Annotated in this window: 14 protein-coding genes; 9 read left to right on the top strand and 5 right to left on the bottom strand. The window is 59.1% G+C overall.

Annotated elements, in window-relative coordinates:
* Positions 1 to 7: 7 nt before the first annotated feature.
* On the bottom strand, positions 8 to 982 hold the full coding sequence (locus tag QEH57_RS05630) for a MoxR family ATPase (protein WP_309005712.1): 975 nt from the start codon (positions 980 to 982) through the stop codon (positions 8 to 10).
* A 167-nt stretch (positions 983 to 1,149) separates the two neighbouring features.
* Positions 1,150 to 1,848 (bottom strand): MTAP family purine nucleoside phosphorylase, encoded by a 699-nt coding sequence (locus QEH57_RS05625; RefSeq protein ID WP_309005711.1) that lies wholly within the window; start codon positions 1,846 to 1,848, stop codon positions 1,150 to 1,152.
* 173 nt (positions 1,849 to 2,021) lie between these two features.
* On the opposite strand from QEH57_RS05625, the gene eno reads away from it, so the two are divergent.
* The 3 genes from eno (at position 2,022) to hemH (ending at position 5,429) form a co-directional block, all read left to right on the top strand.
* Positions 2,022 to 3,311 carry a phosphopyruvate hydratase gene (eno, locus tag QEH57_RS05620; protein WP_309005710.1) on the top strand — a complete coding sequence of 430 codons (1,290 nt, stop codon included), beginning with the start codon at positions 2,022 to 2,024 and terminating at the stop codon, positions 3,309 to 3,311.
* A gap of 176 nt (positions 3,312 to 3,487) precedes the next feature.
* Entirely contained in the window at positions 3,488 to 4,291 is an 804-nt protein-coding gene (locus QEH57_RS05615; protein ID WP_309005709.1) for an AraC family transcriptional regulator, read from the top strand.
* A 115-nt stretch (positions 4,292 to 4,406) separates the two neighbouring features.
* Positions 4,407 to 5,429 (top strand): ferrochelatase, encoded by a 1,023-nt coding sequence (gene hemH / locus QEH57_RS05610; RefSeq protein ID WP_309005708.1) that lies wholly within the window; start codon positions 4,407 to 4,409, stop codon positions 5,427 to 5,429.
* An 86-nt stretch (positions 5,430 to 5,515) separates the two neighbouring features.
* Here hemH and meaB read toward each other — a convergent pair whose 3' ends face one another.
* The 3 genes from meaB to QEH57_RS05595 are packed head-to-tail and all read right to left on the bottom strand — an operon-like array spanning position 5,516 to position 10,933.
* Complete coding sequence (gene meaB / locus QEH57_RS05605) at positions 5,516 to 6,613, bottom strand: methylmalonyl Co-A mutase-associated GTPase MeaB (protein ID WP_309005707.1); 1,098 nt, start codon at positions 6,611 to 6,613, stop codon at positions 5,516 to 5,518.
* Positions 6,610 to 8,793 carry a methylmalonyl-CoA mutase gene (gene scpA / locus QEH57_RS05600; protein ID WP_309005706.1) on the bottom strand — a complete coding sequence of 728 codons (2,184 nt, stop codon included), beginning with the start codon at positions 8,791 to 8,793 and terminating at the stop codon, positions 6,610 to 6,612. The genes meaB and scpA overlap by 4 nt, the downstream gene beginning before the upstream one ends.
* A gap of 16 nt (positions 8,794 to 8,809) precedes the next feature.
* Positions 8,810 to 10,933 (bottom strand): methylmalonyl-CoA mutase family protein, encoded by a 2,124-nt coding sequence (locus QEH57_RS05595; RefSeq protein WP_309005705.1) that lies wholly within the window; start codon positions 10,931 to 10,933, stop codon positions 8,810 to 8,812.
* A 172-nt stretch (positions 10,934 to 11,105) separates the two neighbouring features.
* On the opposite strand from QEH57_RS05595, the gene mce reads away from it, so the two are divergent.
* The 6 genes from mce (at position 11,106) to QEH57_RS05565 (ending at position 17,134) form a co-directional block, all read left to right on the top strand.
* A complete protein-coding gene (gene mce / locus QEH57_RS05590; RefSeq protein ID WP_309005704.1) occupies positions 11,106 to 11,507 on the top strand; it encodes a methylmalonyl-CoA epimerase in 402 nt (133 codons plus the stop codon).
* A gap of 58 nt (positions 11,508 to 11,565) precedes the next feature.
* The gene (locus QEH57_RS05585; RefSeq protein WP_309005703.1) at positions 11,566 to 13,119 is read left to right on the top strand and encodes an acyl-CoA carboxylase subunit beta; all 1,554 of its coding nucleotides are present in this window, start codon (positions 11,566 to 11,568) and stop codon (positions 13,117 to 13,119) included.
* Positions 13,120 to 13,162: 43 nt separating this feature from the next.
* A complete protein-coding gene (locus QEH57_RS05580) occupies positions 13,163 to 13,555 on the top strand; it encodes an OadG family protein (protein ID WP_309005702.1) in 393 nt (130 codons plus the stop codon).
* Positions 13,556 to 13,605: 50 nt separating this feature from the next.
* Positions 13,606 to 14,004 carry an acetyl-CoA carboxylase biotin carboxyl carrier protein subunit gene (locus QEH57_RS05575; RefSeq protein ID WP_309005701.1) on the top strand — a complete coding sequence of 133 codons (399 nt, stop codon included), beginning with the start codon at positions 13,606 to 13,608 and terminating at the stop codon, positions 14,002 to 14,004.
* A 34-nt stretch (positions 14,005 to 14,038) separates the two neighbouring features.
* Positions 14,039 to 15,568 (top strand): sodium ion-translocating decarboxylase subunit beta, encoded by a 1,530-nt coding sequence (locus QEH57_RS05570; RefSeq protein WP_309005700.1) that lies wholly within the window; start codon positions 14,039 to 14,041, stop codon positions 15,566 to 15,568.
* A gap of 75 nt (positions 15,569 to 15,643) precedes the next feature.
* The gene (locus QEH57_RS05565) at positions 15,644 to 17,134 is read left to right on the top strand and encodes an acetyl-CoA hydrolase/transferase family protein (RefSeq protein ID WP_309005699.1); all 1,491 of its coding nucleotides are present in this window, start codon (positions 15,644 to 15,646) and stop codon (positions 17,132 to 17,134) included.
* Positions 17,135 to 17,146: the final 12 nt, after the last annotated feature.

Here is a 17,146-nt window from a genome sequence, read left to right as displayed (position 1 = left end):
GGCTCGCTTACTTAGGCTGCGGAATCGCGTTGAGCAAACGCCCTAGGATTCCCTCTACCATGCGACGCTCCTCCAGCGCATCCGAGGATGGCCGGCGAAGGTTCAGACGGTGCCCCATCACGGACTGGGCCACCTGCAAAACGTCATCCGGAATCACGAAATCGCGGCCAAGATACAACGCCCGGGCTTGGGAGGCGATCTTCAGGGCGATACCGCCGCGCACGCTGATGCCTGCCTTAAATTCGCTCTCCGTACGGGTCGCCGTAATGAGCTTCAACATGTACTCCAAAATCGAGTGCTCGATGAAAACCTTCTTCACGGTGGCCTGCATCACTTCGATCGCCGCCGGTTCCACTGCATCCTCCACCACCATCTCGTCGTAGCTGGGATTTCCGTCGGCCAAGATCTCCAACTCGCTAGCCGGGTCCGGATACCCCATCTGCAAACGCATGAGGAAGCGGTCCATCTGGCTCTCCGGCAGCGGAAAAGTGCCCTCGTAGTCCACCGGGTTCTGAGTGGCGATCACCATGAAGGGCGAGCCCACGCCATAAGTCTGCCCGTCCACCGTCACCTTGCCGTGGTCCATCACCTCCAGCAAACTCGACTGAGTCTTAGGAGTCGCCCGGTTAATTTCGTCAGCGAGCACGATATTGGAAAAAATAGGGCCCGGCTTGAAGTGAAACTCCCGATCGCGCTCGTCGTAGATCGATACGCCGGTAACGTCGGTGGGAAGCATGTCGCTGGTGAACTGGATCCGCTTGAACTCCGTGTCCATGGCCTTGGCCAAGCAGTAGGCCAAAGTCGTTTTCCCCACCCCTGGCAGGTCCTCGATCAGGACGTGACCGCCGGCTGCCAAGCAAATAAGCGCCTGATCGATAACGTCTTCCTTGCCCTTGATGCGGGCACGCATGGCTTCGCGCAGGCGGCTGAGTGTGGCGCGAGACTCGCTCAAGGCATTGGCGGGAAGAAATTCGCTCATCATAAGATCTTAGGGAGTAACAATTTAGCTAAAGTGGTCCGGATCCCCTCTTTATCGGCATTTGAAGGCCGAAATTTACCGCAGACTGAGGGGAAATCCACGGGAGGTCCTCTATGGGCTGGGCATAACTACCGGCGCGAAAACCGGCTGTCGCGGAGAACGCTCCCACTCTACGAGCAATCCTCTAAATAGTCCACCAACTCAGTCAGGAATTGGTTGATCGTCGCTTGGTTCTCCGCCACCAGATTCCGAAAGGCCTCCATCGAAAGTTCGCTGGACTTCACGCCATGGGCAAAGTTGTCGACCATGCAAAACGCAGTCAGCACCAGTCCTCGCTCCAGAATCAAGTCCGCCTCGTTCGCGAAGGTCATTCCCACCACGTCGCCTCCCAGCGTCCGGATGGCCCGCACCTCCGCCCGCGTTTCGAAACGGGGTCCGGGCGTCTGCATGTAGACCTTGCCCGTCAGGATAGCTAGGCTCGAGCGGCCACGGATCGCCTCCAAGTGCGGGTTTCCGATCACCGGAGCGAAGGCGCTCATGCGGTCGTCGATAAAGGTCCTCGGCGCGAAGCTCATATAGTCCTCGCAGGATACCAAACTTCCCGGCGGGATGTCTTCGCTGACCGATCCCACCGAACTCAAGGTCACCACGCTTTGCACCCCGAGCTGGCAGAGCGCCTCCACGTTGGCTCGGTAGTTGATGGCATGCGGCGGCAAGGCGTGCTCGAAGCCGTGCCGGTTCATCGCGACCAGCTGGCCACGAGTCTTCACGTGCACCTCCCCGTGCTCCGTCTCCACCTTGCAATCCTCCCAGTCCGCAAAGGTATCCGCCCGCTCGATGCTCGTTCCACTAATGATCGCAATCTTCATTCCTAATCGAAATACCTAGCCCGATTCCGCCTTACAAACCCCGAAAACGCAAAATATTCGGCGCACGCGATTGTTGCGTTTCCCACGCTTGCATTTCCCCGAAGCCCGGTCATAAGTTCCAGCCCTTCGTCGGGACCTACCCTTCGGAAAATCGTTAAATATCACAAAAGAAAATGACGACTGATATCATAGACATCAACGCTCGCGAGATCCTCGACTCACGCGGCAACCCAACAGTCGAAGTCGACGTAATACTCGCTTCTGGAATCATCGGCCGCGCCGCCGTACCATCGGGAGCCAGCACCGGCGAACACGAAGCACTCGAACTCCGCGACGGCGACAAAGGCCGCTACCTCGGCAAGGGCGTTAGCAAGGCAGTTGACAACATCCACGAGCTCATCCTTCCAGAAATCGAAGGCATGGACGCTTGCGACCAAGTCGCTATCGACAAGGCAATGCTCGAGCTCGACGGCACCAAGACCAAGAGCAAGCTCGGCGCCAACGCCATCCTCGGCGTTTCCCTCGCAGTCGCCAAGGCCGCTGCCCAAGCTTCCGGCCTCGAACTTTACCAGTACATCGGCGGACCCAACGCGAAGACCCTGCCCGTGCCCATGATGAACATCATCAACGGCGGCTCCCACTCCGACGCTCCGATCGCCTTCCAGGAATTCATGATCCGTCCCGTCGGCGCTCCTTCCTTCAAGGAAGGCCTCCGCATGGGCGCCGAAGTGTTCCACGCCCTCAAGGCTATCTTCAAGAAGCGCGGACTCTCCACAGCTGTGGGCGACGAAGGCGGCTTCGCCCCCACTCTCGACGGCACCGAAGACGCCCTCGACTCCATCATCCAGGCCATCAAGGACGCCGGCTACAAGCCAGGCCGCAAGGCTGACGGCGGCGACGTATCCATCGCCCTCGACTGCGCCGCTTCCGAGTTCTTCAAGGATGGCGTCTACGACTACACCAAGTTCGAAGGCGAAGGCGCTGCCAAGCGCAACTCCGACGAGCAAGCAGCTTTCCTCAAGGAACTCTGCGACAAGTACCCGATCGACTCCATCGAAGACGGCATGGACGAAAACGACTGGGACGGTTGGGTCGCGGTTACCAAGGTGCTCGGCGACACTTGCCAGCTCGTGGGCGACGACCTTTTCGTAACCAACGTCGACTACCTCTCCAAGGGCATCAAGCTCGGCGCCGGTAACTCCATCCTCATCAAGGTCAACCAAATCGGAACCCTCACCGAAACCCTCGACGCGATCGAGATGGCCCACCGCGCCGGCTACACCTCCGTCACTTCCCACCGCTCCGGCGAAACGGAAGACGCGACCATCGCCGACCTCGCCGTTGCTACAAACTCCGGCCAGATCAAGACCGGTTCGCTCAGCCGCTCCGACCGTATCGCCAAGTACAACCAGCTCCTCCGCATCGAAGAGCAGCTCGGCGAAAACGCTCGCTACGGCATCTAAGCCGTAGTCGCCGTTTCACTACACGAAACCTTTCACAAGGCCCGACGCTCCCGCGTCGGGCCTTTTTCGTATCCACTCGTAACAAACGAGCGAGCGGCCTTGCCCCTACTCCCGAAAAGCCCGCCCAAGACGCATTCCCATTAGACAAAGTCCGCTCCTTGGCTACACTGGCAACCATGCCAAGCAACCACCTCCAGTGGATACTCAACCATGGCAAGATAAGGCTCACCGCAGCGCCCATCCTGTACCATTGTCCAGCCACTTGGAACTGGCATGTCGACTCCCTGCCCGAGCACGCCCTGCTGCTCGTTTTCGACGGACGCGGAAAGCTCACCCTCGACGGCCAAGCCGCCGAACTCCGCAAAGGCATCTGCTACTTCCTCAAGCCCGGCATCGAGGTCCAAGCCCAACAGACCCCGTCCTACCCCCTATTCATCTTCCTCGTTCGTTTTGACATTCTGGATACAGAAGAAAACTGCCCCCAAACCTCCGAAGGCGACGCCCCCTACCAAAGCGTATTCATCCGCAACGTACGCAACCTGGAAGCCCTCGCCGAACTGGTCGCCACCCGCAAAAGCGACGATCCGCTCCTCGCCGATGCCATCACTATGATCATTCGGCTGCTGGTGGAGTCCGCCACCCGCCACTCCGGCGCCTTCGACTCCCAAGCCTACGAAGCCCTCCACGCCATCGAAAACGACCTCGCCCGCAAATGGACCGTGCAAGACCTCGCCGCCGAGGCCGGCATGCCAACAAAGCGCTTCGCCCAATCGTTCCGCCAGATGATGAACGAAGCTCCCATCCACTACGTCATCCGGCGCCGCATGGAAGAGGCCAAACGCCAAATCCAACAATCGAGCCTGCCCATCGAGGAAATCGCCATCAACCTCGGCTACAGCGACCTCAAGCGCTTCCACCAACTCTTCCAGCGACGCCTCGGCTACTCCCCGGCATCCCTGCGGGAGAACAGGGACTTTTGAACAAGTCCATCCGCTATCGAAATTTTCAATAGCCAGTATTTGCGGCAAATTCCCCCAAATCGCCGCAGTTTTCTTGATGCCTCGCGCATCACCGGATTTATAAACCAGATACACTATGAGCGAAAACGCAGTACTTCTCGTAAACCTAGGATCCCCAGACTCGACGTCCAACGAAGACGTCCGCCGCTACCTGAAGGAGTTCCTCTCCGACGATCGCGTAATCGACTCGCCTAAGCTCATCCAGCAGTTCGTCCTGAACTGCTTCATCCTGCCCAAGCGTCCCGCCCAATCTGCCGCCGCCTACAAGAAGGTTTGGACCGAAGAAGGCTCGCCCCTTATCGTCACCAGCAAGCACCTCCAGTCCCTCCTGCAGGAAAAGATCGAACCCACCGTCGAACTGGCGATGCGCTACGGATCACCCTCCATCCCCGACGCGATCGACCGCATGAAAAACAACGGGGTGAAGAACGTGTTCCTAGTCCCCCTCTATCCGCACTACGCCATGTCCAGCTACGAGACAGTCGTGGTCAAGGTCATGGAAGAGGTCGCCTCCAAGGCGCCCGAGATGAAGGTCACCACCCTGCAACCCTTCTACGGCGACCCTTCCTACATCGAAGCCCTATACAAAAGCGCCAAACCGTATCTGGAAGACGAATACGACCACCTGCTCTTCTCCTACCACGGCATCCCGAATCGCCACCTCAACAAGGCCGATTCCTCCAAGGCCCACTGCAACGTGGTCAAGGACTGCTGTACCACCTGCAGTCCCGCCCACGCCACCTGCTACCGCCATCAAGTAACCAAGACCACCGAACTCTTCGTCAAGCGAGCCGGCATCCCCGACGGCAAGTGGTCTATCTCCTTCCAGTCGCGACTCGGCCGCGAACCCTGGCTCATGCCTTACACCGACCATGTCCTGGAAGAATTGCCCAAGAAAGGCATCAAGCGCCTCGTCGTCATGACGCCGGCCTTCGTATCCGACTGCCTCGAGACGCTCGAAGAAATCGCCATGGAAGGCAAAGAGGAATACCTCGAAGCCGGCGGCGAAAAGTTCACGGCCGTCCCCTGCATGAACGAACACCCAGCCTGGGTACAGTTCCTCGCCGACAAATCCCTAGCGTGGCTGGACGGGAAGTGAGAGTAACGTAGGGCTGCCGCTTGCGGCACGCCGCGAGTCCCAAATCGAAACTCCAGCAACGCGGCATGGCGCGAGCGCCAGCCCTACTACAACACCCTCTCCACCGCTTCGATAACCGGTATCCGTCCCTCGGATACTGCTTTCTCCAGCTTCGCAAAGCCGTCATCGAGCGCTTGCTTGCGATAAAACGCTTCCAGCACGCGTTGCTCCAGCAGCGTCCTGAACCACTTGGCGTTCTGCTTGGCTCGAATCTCGTCGAACCGGTTTTCATCTTTCAGCTTCTGGCAGAAAGCTTGTACTATTTCCCAGACTTCCCACACACCTGTCCCCTTCAACCCGGAGCAACAAAGCGCCTTCGGCTCCCAGCCCTTGGTAAATGGATGCAAGTGGTGCAACACCCGGGCATATTCGCCGCGGGCGACTTTCGCGCGCTGCACGTTGTCGCCGTCCGACTTGTTTACGACGATCGCGTCCGCCATTTCAATTACGCCCTTCTTGATTCCTTGCAACTCGTCGCCGGCGCCCGCCAGTTGAAGCAACAGGAAGAAATCCACCATGGAACGTACCGCGACTTCGCTTTGGCCAACGCCAACCGTCTCCACGAATATCACTTTGTATCCAGCCGCTTCACACAGGATGATCGATTCCCGCGTCTTAGCCGCCACGCCGCCCAGCGTCTTGCCAGCCGGCGAGGGACGAATAAAGGCGCGTTCGTCCCGGCAAAGGCTCTCCATGCGCGTCTTGTCGCCTAAGATGCTGCCGCCCGTAACCGTACTGCTCGGGTCCACTGCCAGAACGGCGACCCGTTCGTCCGCTTCGCAAAGCATCTTGCCGAGACACTCCAAGAATTGGCTCTTGCCGGCCCCCGGGATCCCAGTGATCCCGATTCGGATCGAGTTGCCAGAGTGAGGCAAGCAACGCCGCAACAACTCCCGGGCGATCTCCTGATGCCGCGGAGCCTCGCTCTCGATACAAGTGATGCCGCGAGCCAAGGCCGTACGATTGCCGCCGACGATCCCCGCGTAGAGCTCCTCTACCTTCAAGAGAGGCCGACGCGGCTTGCGCGCCACCTTAATTGCGGGCGAAGCTTCGACCTTTCCGGCCATCACCTCGCCCGCAAACTTTGACTTGTCGGCGTCGCTTGGATGCCACTCTGGCGATCGGGCTCTACCCATCTCGCTCATGCTTCGACTTCGAGCGTATCGATGAGCGTTTCGAGAATCTTCTTAGCAGACTCTGGAATGATAGTTCCCGGCCCGAAGATCGCGCTCGCTCCGTTTTCATAGAGGTAGTCGTAGTCCTGAGCGGGAATAACACCGCCGCAAACGACTAGGATATCTTCGCGGCCATGCGACTTGAGAGCCTCGACCAACATCGGCAAGAGCGTCTTGTGCCCGGCGGCGAGCGAGCTCATGGCGAGCACGTGCACGTCGTTCTCCACCGCTTGACGAGCCGCTTCCTCCGGCGTTTGGAAGAGCGGACCGATGTCTACGTCGAATCCAAGATCTGCATACGCGGTCGAAACCACCTTGGCTCCGCGGTCGTGCCCGTCTTGGCCGAGCTTGGCGACCATGATGCGCGGACGGCGACCTTCGAGCTTTTCGAACTTTTCGACGAGCTGATTCACTTCGTCCATAGAGCTTCCCTTTCCGAATTCCTTTGAATAAACGCCTGAGATGGAGCGGATCTGGGCCTTGTAGCGACCGAAGCTGGCTTCCATGGCATCGGAGATCTCACCGAGCGAAGCCCGCGCTTGCGCCGCTTCGACAGCGAGTCCGAGCAAATTGCCTTTGCCGCCTGCCGCGCAGGCCGCAAGGGCGTCGAGCGCCGCCTTGCACTTGTCCGCATCGCGGTTGGCCCGCAGCTCTGCGAGGCGCTTGATCTGAGAGTCGCGCACCGCGGAGTTGTCGATGTCGAGGATCTCCAGCGGATCCTCCTTCTCGAGGCGGAACTTGTTGAGACCCACGATGGTTTCCGCGCCGCTGTCGATACGAGCTTGGCGACGCGCCGCCGCCTCTTCGATGCGAAGCTTGGGAATGCCTTCTTCGATCGCCTTGGTCATGCCGCCGAGAGATTCGATCTCTTCGATATGAGCCCAAGCCTTTTCCATCAATTCCTTGGTCAAGGACTCGACGTAGTAGCTGCCGCCCCAAGGATCGATCACGTTGCAAATACCCGTTTCTTCCTGGAGGAAGAGCTGGGTGTTACGCGCGATGCGAGCAGAGAAATCGGTCGGCAAGGCGATCGCTTCGTCCAAAGCGTTCGTATGCAAACTTTGGGTATGCCCGCAAGCCGCCGCCAAGGCTTCGATCGCGGTTCGAGCGACGTTGTTGAACGGATCTTGCTCGGTGAGCGACCAGCCGGAAGTTTGCGAGTGAGTACGCAGGGCTAAGGACTTCGGGTTCTTCGGATTGAACTGCTTGACCAGCTTCGCCCAAAGCAAGCGAGCGGCCCGCATCTTAGCGACTTCCATGAAGAAGTTTTTACCGATCGCCCAGAAGAACGAGAGGCGGGGAGCGAAGCTATCGATGTCGAGTCCCGCGTCTACCCCCTTGCGTAGGTATTCGAGACCGTCGGCCAAGGTGTAGCCCATTTCCAAGTCCGCCGTAGCGCCCGCTTCCTGCATGTGGTATCCAGAAATCGAGATCGAGTTGAAGCGAGGCATCTTCTGCGAAGTGAACTCGAAGATATCGCCAATGATCTTCATGCTGGGAGCTGGCGGGTAGATATAAGTGTTACGCACCATGAACTCCTTCAGGATATCGTTCTGGATCGTGCCGCTGAGCTGGTCGAGCGTGCAGCCTTGCTCCAGAGCCGCCGCGATGTAGAAGGCGAGCACCGGAATCACCGCCCCGTTCATCGTCATGGATACCGAGACTTGATCGAGCGGAATCTTGTCGAAAAGGATCTTCATGTCCTCCACCGAGTCGATCGCTACACCGGCCTTGCCCACGTCGCCCGAAACGCGCGGGTGGTCGCTGTCGTAGCCGCGGTGAGTCGCCAAGTCGAATGCAACCGAGAGCCCCTGCTGACCTGCCGCAATATTGCGGCGGTAGAAGGCATTGGACTCCTCAGCCGTGGAGAAGCCTGCGTACTGACGCACTGTCCAAGGACGGAAGACGTACATGGTGGCATAGGGGCCGCGCAGGAAGGGAGCCAAGCCCGCCGTAAAGCCAAGATGGTTCATCCCCTCGCAGTCTACCTTCGTGTAGAGCGGCTTCACTGGGATGCGCTCCATGGTCTCGTGGGACGTTTCTTCCGGAGTCTTGCCGCTTTCGGCCTTGAAGGACGCTTCCCACTCCGAGGGTTGAGCAGCCGTTTCGTTCGCCTCGTAGGCAAGTGTCGAGAAATCTACTGTTTTCATCGTATCAAATTTTCAATTACAGTACGCCGAGCCACTCGAGGTACGCCTTGTTTACTTCATAGTTGTTGGACTTCACGAATATGTAGTCGTCGAGCCCCGCCTCCTTGAATGCGGCAAGGTTGTCTCCGGGGAATCCAGCCAGCAGCAGCTTCATGTCGGGCGCCGCGTCCTTGAGGGCCGCCGCCAGAGCTGGAACCTTTTCCACGTAGTCCGGATCGGTACCGCAAATCACCGCGATACGAGCGCCCGACTTCTTGAAGTCCTTCACCCCTGTATCGATATCTTCGATACCCGCGCTATACTGGCATTCGAATCCACCTGCCGCAAAGAAGGAGCGAGTAAAGTCCGCGCGAATCTTGTGCTTCTTGAGCGGCCCTAGGTTGGCGAGGAAGATCTGCGGAGCGGTACCCGTCTTCTCCTGGTACTTGGAAGCTGCAGCCCGCAGCGCTTCGTAGCATTGGGCCAAGCGCCAGCTCGGAAGCGGCGCCGACAGCGTCTCCTCCACCGCGTCGGAACGGAAAAGTTTAGTGATGCAACCCACGGTCGCTCCCTTCTCCACCGCCTCGATCAAGAAGCCGATCTTAGCTTCGGCGGCGGCCTCTTCATAGTCCTTCCGAACCGCAGCGCAATCGTTCGCGTCCCGCCGCGCCTTGGCAGCGGCGCGAGCCTTCGCCTTGAATGCAGGAGCCGTGACAACTCCAGCCTGCAAGGGTTTTTCCTCGAGATTCGGATACTGGTTGGTTCCAATCAGACTGGCCCGCCGCTGCCCCAGCATGGCCTCGCGATTGGCCCGAGTCGCAGCCAGCGTCTCCTGCCATTTACCGGACTTGAGCGAGGCAACGATACCGCCTGACCCTTCGAGCTGCTGAAACGCGGACCATGCCATTTTCGCAAGCTCGTCCGTTAAGGAATCGATATACCAGGAACCGCCGGCTGGGTCGATGACATGGGTCAGCTCGCACTCCTCTTGCAAGATGACCTGCAAGTTTCGAGCGATACGACGCGAAAAATCGTCGGGAAGCCGCATCGTCTCGTCGAAGCAGCCGACGCAAATGCTGGACGCTCCCCCCACCACTGCCGAAAACGCTTCGGTCGTGGTGCGAAGCATATTCACGTAAGGATCGAGTTGGGTTTTGTTGGCCATGCCGGTGCGAGCATGGATCTTCATCTTCTGGGCCTCCGGACCTCCGCCGAGCTCCTTGACCACCTTCGCCCAAAGCATACGGGCCACCTTGAACTTGGCGATCTCCATGAAGATGTTCCCCCCAATCGAAAGCGTGAAACGAACCTGGCTCGCCGCCTCGTCGATCGAAACACCCCGATCGTCCATAGCCCGCAAATAGGCGACTCCCGTGGATAAAACGCTCGCCAGCTCTTCCGTGGCGCTCGCCCCCGCTCCATGATAGGGAATCCCGCTGATTCCCGCTGCCGCAAATCCGGGAGCGTTCTGCGCGTTGTACTTTACCAACTGCGCCAATTCGTCGAGCAAAGCTTCGAGCGATACCGGAAGTTTCCCCCTGGCGGCCAGCACTCCGTACGGGTCCATGTTCAGTCCGCCTTTGGCGTCGCGGAAATCCAAGCCCTCCCCTTTCAACCAGGCAGCGAAGAGAGCCTGCGTCGCTAGACCCGCGCAGCCTGTCTGGAAATAAACAGGCAAGTAGTCCGCCTTTACCTTGCCGAACGCGACCTTGAGGTCGTCCAGCGTCGCCAGCGAAAGGCCGCACTCGCCCACTTGGGCATCGTCCGCCTGGTCGGGATCCAGTCCCAGCTGGGTGGCGACGTCCAACAAGGCGTTCACCGCGCTCTGCCCCGCGTCCAAGTCCTTCAGCAAGGCTTCGTTAAATACCTGAGGGTCGCCGTAAGGCTGCTCTTGGGCGATTTCCCAGGCCTTTCCTAAATAGCCGCTAGCGTCCGATCCTCGGGCGAAATTTCCCTCGCCCGGCGCGGAACGCGACGTCGCCAGTTCCTCGACGTCCTCCTTGCGGTAAATCGGCTGCAATACGATGCCCTCCGGGGTTTTGGTGAGCATTCGCTTCTCGAAGGGAGCGCCCTTCAACAGCGCTTCCGCCGCCTGACGCCACTCTTCGTAAGTCGCTTGCTTAAAATCCTTTAGAAGATCCTGGTTCATTTCTGTGCTCATGTCTTGAAACCGGTTCGGCGAGAGCCCGCTCAACGTGAATCGAGCCTTCCCCCTCATTAGCCAAGGGGCTCGCCTGAAAATCTACAAATTAGTTATTGTGATACGTAAGAATGTTTGACTTTAGAATTTCTAATCGTCAAGTCTCGTTTAAACACAAACCTATCTTTATTTAATGATTAAGCAAATCGACCATATCGGAATCGCGGTGAAGGACCTGGAGAAGGCTTCTCGCTACTACGAGGAATCGCTCGGCCTCGAGCTGCACGGCACGGAGATCGTCGAATCCCAAAAGGTAAAGACCGCCTTCTTCGCCGCCGGCGACGTGCACATCGAGCTGCTTGAGGCAACCGATCCGGAAAGCCCCATCGCCAAATTCATCGAGAAGAAGGGCGAAGGCATCCACCATATCGCGTTCCGCACCGACAACATCGAATCGCAGCTCGGACAAGCCAAGGAAAGCGGCTGCGCCTTGATCCACGAGGTGCCCATCGACGGCGCCGGCGACAAGCTCGTCGCCTTCCTCCACCCCAAGTCGACCTACGGGGTGCTCACCGAATTCTGCATGAGCAAATAACAGTAGAGGCAGCAGGTCAGACACGCGCCATCGCGCTTATTAAACCTAATTTCGAATCATGAGCATTAATCCAAAACTGTTGAAGGACCTTTCCGAAAGACGCAAAACCGCCGAACTGGCGGGCGGAAAAGACAAACTGGAAAAGCGCAAAGCCAAAGGGCAACTCTCGGCGCGCGAACGCCTCAAGGCCCTGTTCGATAACGGAGAATTCCAGGAGTTCGGCCAACACGCCGCCCACTCCTGCCACCGCTTCGGATTGAAGGACAAGAAGCTCCCCGGCGACGGCGTCGTCTGCGGCGCCGGTTTCGTGGACGGCCGTCCCGTGGCGGCTTTCAGTCAGGACTTCACGGTCGGAGGCGGCGCCCTCGGACGTATCCACTCCAAGAAGATCTGCGATCTCATGGACTACGCCCACGATACCGGCATTCCCGTCGTTTCCGTCAACGACTCCGGCGGAGCTCGCATCCAGGAAGGCGTGGATTCACTTTCTGGATACGGACAGGTATTCTACAAGAACGTGTTCCTATCCGGAGTCGTACCGCAAGTCGCGATCATTGCCGGCCCCTGCGCCGGCGGCGCCGCCTACTCGCCCGCCCTCGCCGACTTCATTATCATGACGCAAAAGAACGCCAACATGTTCATTTGCGGCCCCGGCGTCATCAAGGCAGCCACCGGCGAGAACGCCTCCCTCGAGCAGTTCGCAACCGCATCCGCCCACGCCTCCGTAGCCGGCAACATCCACATCGTAGCCGACGACGACAAGCACGCCATCGAGCTCGCCGCCGAGCTGCTCTCCTACATGCCCAGCAACAACATCTCCGACCCGCCACACCAGCTGGACGCAGACTGGGAAATTCCGCACGACCCTCGCATGAACGAAGTCGTGCCCGACACAAACAGGATGCCGCTCGATACTCACGAGGTCATCTCCTACTTGGTAGACGACAGCCACTTCTTCGAAATCATGCGCGACTTCGCCCCGAATATCATTACCGGATTCGCTCGCATCGGCGGCATCGTGGTAGGCATCATCGGCAACAACCCCAAGGTCAAAGCCGGCACCCTCGATATCGACTCCTCCGACAAGGGAGCCCGCTTCATCCGCACCTGCAATATCTATAACATTCCTATCGTGAACCTCGTCGACGTCCCCGGCTTCATGCCCGGACTCGCCCAGGAACGCGGCGGCATCATCCGACACGGAGCCAAGATGCTCTTCGCCTACGCCTCCGCCACCGTACCGAAGATCACCCTGATCATGCGCAAAGCCTACGGCGGCGCCTACCTCGCCATGTGCTCTGCCGACATGGGAGCCGACGTCGTCTACGCATGGCCCACCGCTGAGATCGCTGTCATGGGAGCCGAAGGCGCCGTAGGCGTACTCTTCAAGAAGGAGCTCGCCGAAGCGGAAGATCCCGCCAAGCGCACCGCGGAACTGGTCGAGGAATACCACGACGAGTTCGCATCGCCCTACCAGGCCGCCGCCAACGCCATGATCACCGACGTCATCGAACCCGCGGAAACGCGCTCCAAGATCGCCCAGGCTCTCCGCCTCACGCTTTCCAAGCGCGACACTCGGCCTCCCAAGAAGCACGGCAACATTCCACTCTGATCGTGTCGCTGGCGAAAAACCGGAAAATGCACACCTTCATACTATGATGATTCCTACACTAGCAGCAATCGCGGCGAAGCCGACCGTACTGGAAAACGTATCCTTCATCGTGACCGGATTCCTCTTCGTACTGGTCGTGCTGGCGACCCTATCGATCGTCACCTCCTTGATCGGGGTACTTTGCACGCGATTTATCAGGGAACCCGAGCCTCCCAAGAAAGCCGTCGTACCCGGTCCTGCCACGCCGTCCACTCCAACACGGCGAGAGATCGATGCCGACGACGACATACCGGATCACGTGATCGCCCTCATCGCGGCCGCGACCCACGTCATCCTAAAAGGACGGCCCCAAAAGATAGTCAGCATCCGAGGCAATAGCCAAGGCTGGGCCCAAGAGGGCCGACGCGAAATATTCTCCTCTCACCGCGTCCGCTAAGCCATTCCGTATCCAATTATATAATACTTACCAATTAGACATTTTCTATCATGAAACACTTACGCATCACTATCGAAGGCAAAACCTACGACGTCGACGTCGAGATCCTTGGCGAAGAAAACGAGCCGGTCAAACGCTCCTCAACCCCCGGCCGCTCTCGCCCTGCAGCAGCCTCGGCTCCGGTGGCGGCCGCCCCAGCCGCCCCAGCTCCAGCAGCAGCTTCCGCTCCCGCCGCCGCAGGAGACGTGCCGAGCCCCCTCTCCGGCAAGGTCGTATCCGTCGACGTTAAAGTTGGCGACACCGTTTCCGAAGGCGACCAAGTCGTAACGCTCGAAGCCATGAAGATGAACACCATCGTCAGCGCTCCCACGAGCGGCACCGTAACCGCCATCCACGTGACCGACGGGCAATCCGTCGACGAAGGTGGAGCCCTCCTCACCCTTTCATAGCCGAGCCTCCTAACGAACACTCCACCCAAAAGCTATGAAGCAAATCGAAGAGCTATTCTACCAAACGGGATTCTTCGCTCTCGAGTGGCGCATGATCGTCATGTGGCTCGTAGCGGCAGCGCTCCTCTACCTCGCGGTATTCAAAAAGTTCGAGCCTCTCTTGCTCGTGCCGATCGCTTTCGGAGCCCTGCTCGCAAACTTGCCGACGCAAAACATGGTCAACCCTCCCGCCGGGCCGATCCTAAGCCCGGTCGACGGTACCGTAATCGTGTCCACCGTCGAACTCGGCCAAACCATCACCATGCCGCCCGTCGCCCACGAAATGCCGAAGCTGCTTGGCTCCATAAAAGACAAGGAGGACGCTCGAGCCCTCCTTCTCGACCAGTTCGCCAAGGCCGAGGAGGACGGACAAACCCTCCTCTTCGTCATCCGGCCCAAGCGCGAACAAGCGTTCGCGGTGAAACCGGACTATACCGAAATCGAAGTCACCCTTAACTCGACACCGGTCGCGATTCGCTCAACCGACCAACTCGTTTGGGCAAACGCATCCGGCAGCATCGCGGAGCTTCAATGGCGGCAAGGCGAAGAGGTCGTCGCGGGAGCGCAGCTGGCCCAGGTGCACAGCCCCCACACCGGCGGCTTCTTCCACTACATCTCGCTCGGCATCATCCTGGAACTCTTCCCGCCCCTGATTTTCCTTGGCGTGGGAGCGCTCACCGACTTCGGACCGCTTATCGCCAACCCGCGCACGCTTCTGCTCGGCGCGGCTGCTCAGTTCGGCGTTTTCGCGACCTACGCAGGAGCCATGGGAATGGGAATCTTCAATTCCAGCCAAGCCGCAGCCATCGGGATCATCGGAGGAGCGGATGGACCGACCTCCATCTTCCTGGCGAACAGCCTCGCTCCGGAACTCCTAGCGCCCATCGCCGTGGCAGCTTACAGCTACATGGCCCTCGTGCCGGTTATCCAACCGCCGATCATGAAAGCGCTCACCAGCAAGGACGAACGGAAGATTCGCATGAAAAGCCTCCGCAAGGTGTCACGCCTCGAAAAACTGATATTCGCGCTGGTTGTAGTGGTATTCTGCATACTGCTCGTTCCAGCGGCCTCGCCCTTGATCGGTCTGCTCCTGCTCGGAAACTTCCTCCGCGAATGCGGAGTCACGGAACGCCTCTCCAAGGCCGCCCAAAACGAGCTGATCAACGTGATCACCATCTTCCTCGGAACCAGCGTGGGCATCACCATGACCGGCGACCGTTTCCTCAAAACGGAAACCCTTGCCATCCTCGCTCTCGGAATCGTGGCCTTCGGTATCGCGACCGCCTCCGGCGTCCTCATGGCGAAGTTCATGAACCTGTTTTCCAAGAATAAGATCAATCCGCTCATCGGTTCCGCCGGCGTTTCCGCAGTCCCCATGGCTGCCCGCGTCAGCCAAGTCGAAGGCCAAAAGGCGGACTCCGGCAACTTCCTGCTCATGCACGCCATGGGCCCCAACGTTGCAGGCGTAATCGGAACCGCCTTGGTAGCCGGCTATTTCATGACCGTCATGGGCGGCGGACACTAGTCCGCAGGCCACCGATCCCATCCCCCGAAAGTCCGCGCGGATCGTCCGCGCGGCCCCAATTTAGCACAGAAAGAAATGAAGAAGCTCAAAGAACTCACCCCCGAGGAAGCAGCTAGTTATATCACGAACGGCATGACCGTCGGCTTCAGCGGATTCACGCCCGCCGGAGCCGCCAAAGTCGTGCCCAAAGCGATCGCCAAGTTCGCCAAGGACGAACACAACTCCGGTCGCACCTTCAAGATCGGCGTCATCACCGGCGCCTCCACCGGGGACTCGCTCGACGGGGAACTGGCTCGGGCCGACGCGGTCGCCTGGCGCACGCCTTACCAATCCGACAAGTTCCTGCGCAAGAACATCAATATCGGTAAGACCAAGTTCTTCGATATGCACCTATCCCAGCTCCCGCAGAACCTGCGCTACGGATTCCTGGGCAAGGTCGATGTCGCGGTCATCGAAGCCAGCGAAGTCCAAGCCGACGGGAAGATCATCCTCACCACCTCCGTCGGGGCCTCCCCCACCCTCGCACGCGTTGCCGAAAAGGTAATCATCGAGCTCAATACTTCCCACCAGGAATCGCTCTACGGCCTGCACGACATCTACGAACCCCTCGATCCCCCTCACCGGCGGCCCATCAACCTCTGTCGCTGCGATGGCCGCATCGGCACCGAATACGTGCAGCTCGACCCGAACAAGATCGTAGGCGTCGTCGCGTCAAAGCAGCCCGACGAAATCGGCGGCTTCCGCGAATCCGACGAAACCACCAAGCAGATTGGCGAAAACGTCGCCACCTTCCTCGCCAGCGAAATGCGTTCCGGCCGCATTCCCTCAGAGTTCCTCCCGATACAATCCGGAGTCGGGAATATTGCCAACGCAGTGCTCGGCGCCCTCGGCGACAACGACGAGATCCCCTCCTTCGAGATGTATTCCGAAGTCATCCAGGACTCCGTCATCTCGCTTATGAAGGAGGACAAGATCAAGTTCGCCAGCGCCACCTCGCTGACCTTGAGCCCGGAAGTCCTCAAGCAAACCTATGACAACTACGAGTACTTCAAGCGGCGCCTGCTGCTGCGTCCTCAAGAGATTTCCAACAACCCGGAAGTCATCCGGCGACTTGGTATCATCTCCATCAATACAGCGATCGAAGTCGACCTTTTCGGCAACGTGAACAGCACCCACGTCATGGGGAAGGAAATGATGAACGGCATCGGCGGCTCCGGTGACTTCACCCGCAACGCCTACATCTCGATCTTTACCTGCCCATCGATCGCCAAAGGCGGTGCCATCAGCACCATCGTTCCCTTCGTGAGCCACCTCGACCACAGCGAGCATAGCGTACAGGTGCTCATCACCGAACGCGGCATCGCAGACCTCCGCGCCAAGGACCCGCAGGAGCGGGCCACCGCGATCATCAACAATTGCGTGCACCCCGAATACCGCCCGCAACTGCTGGACTACTTCCAGAGCTTCAAGGGAGGACACACTCCCCAGACCCTCAAGACGGCCTTCCAGATGCACGAACGCTTCCTCGAGTTCAAGGACATGCGAGGACCGCAGGTCACCGCTTGATCACGCTTCCCC

The organism is Pelagicoccus sp. SDUM812005 (assembly GCF_031127875.1).
GTDB lineage: Bacteria > Verrucomicrobiota > Verrucomicrobiia > Opitutales > Opitutaceae > Pelagicoccus.
This window is presented reverse-complemented; position numbering and strand designations above follow the sequence as displayed.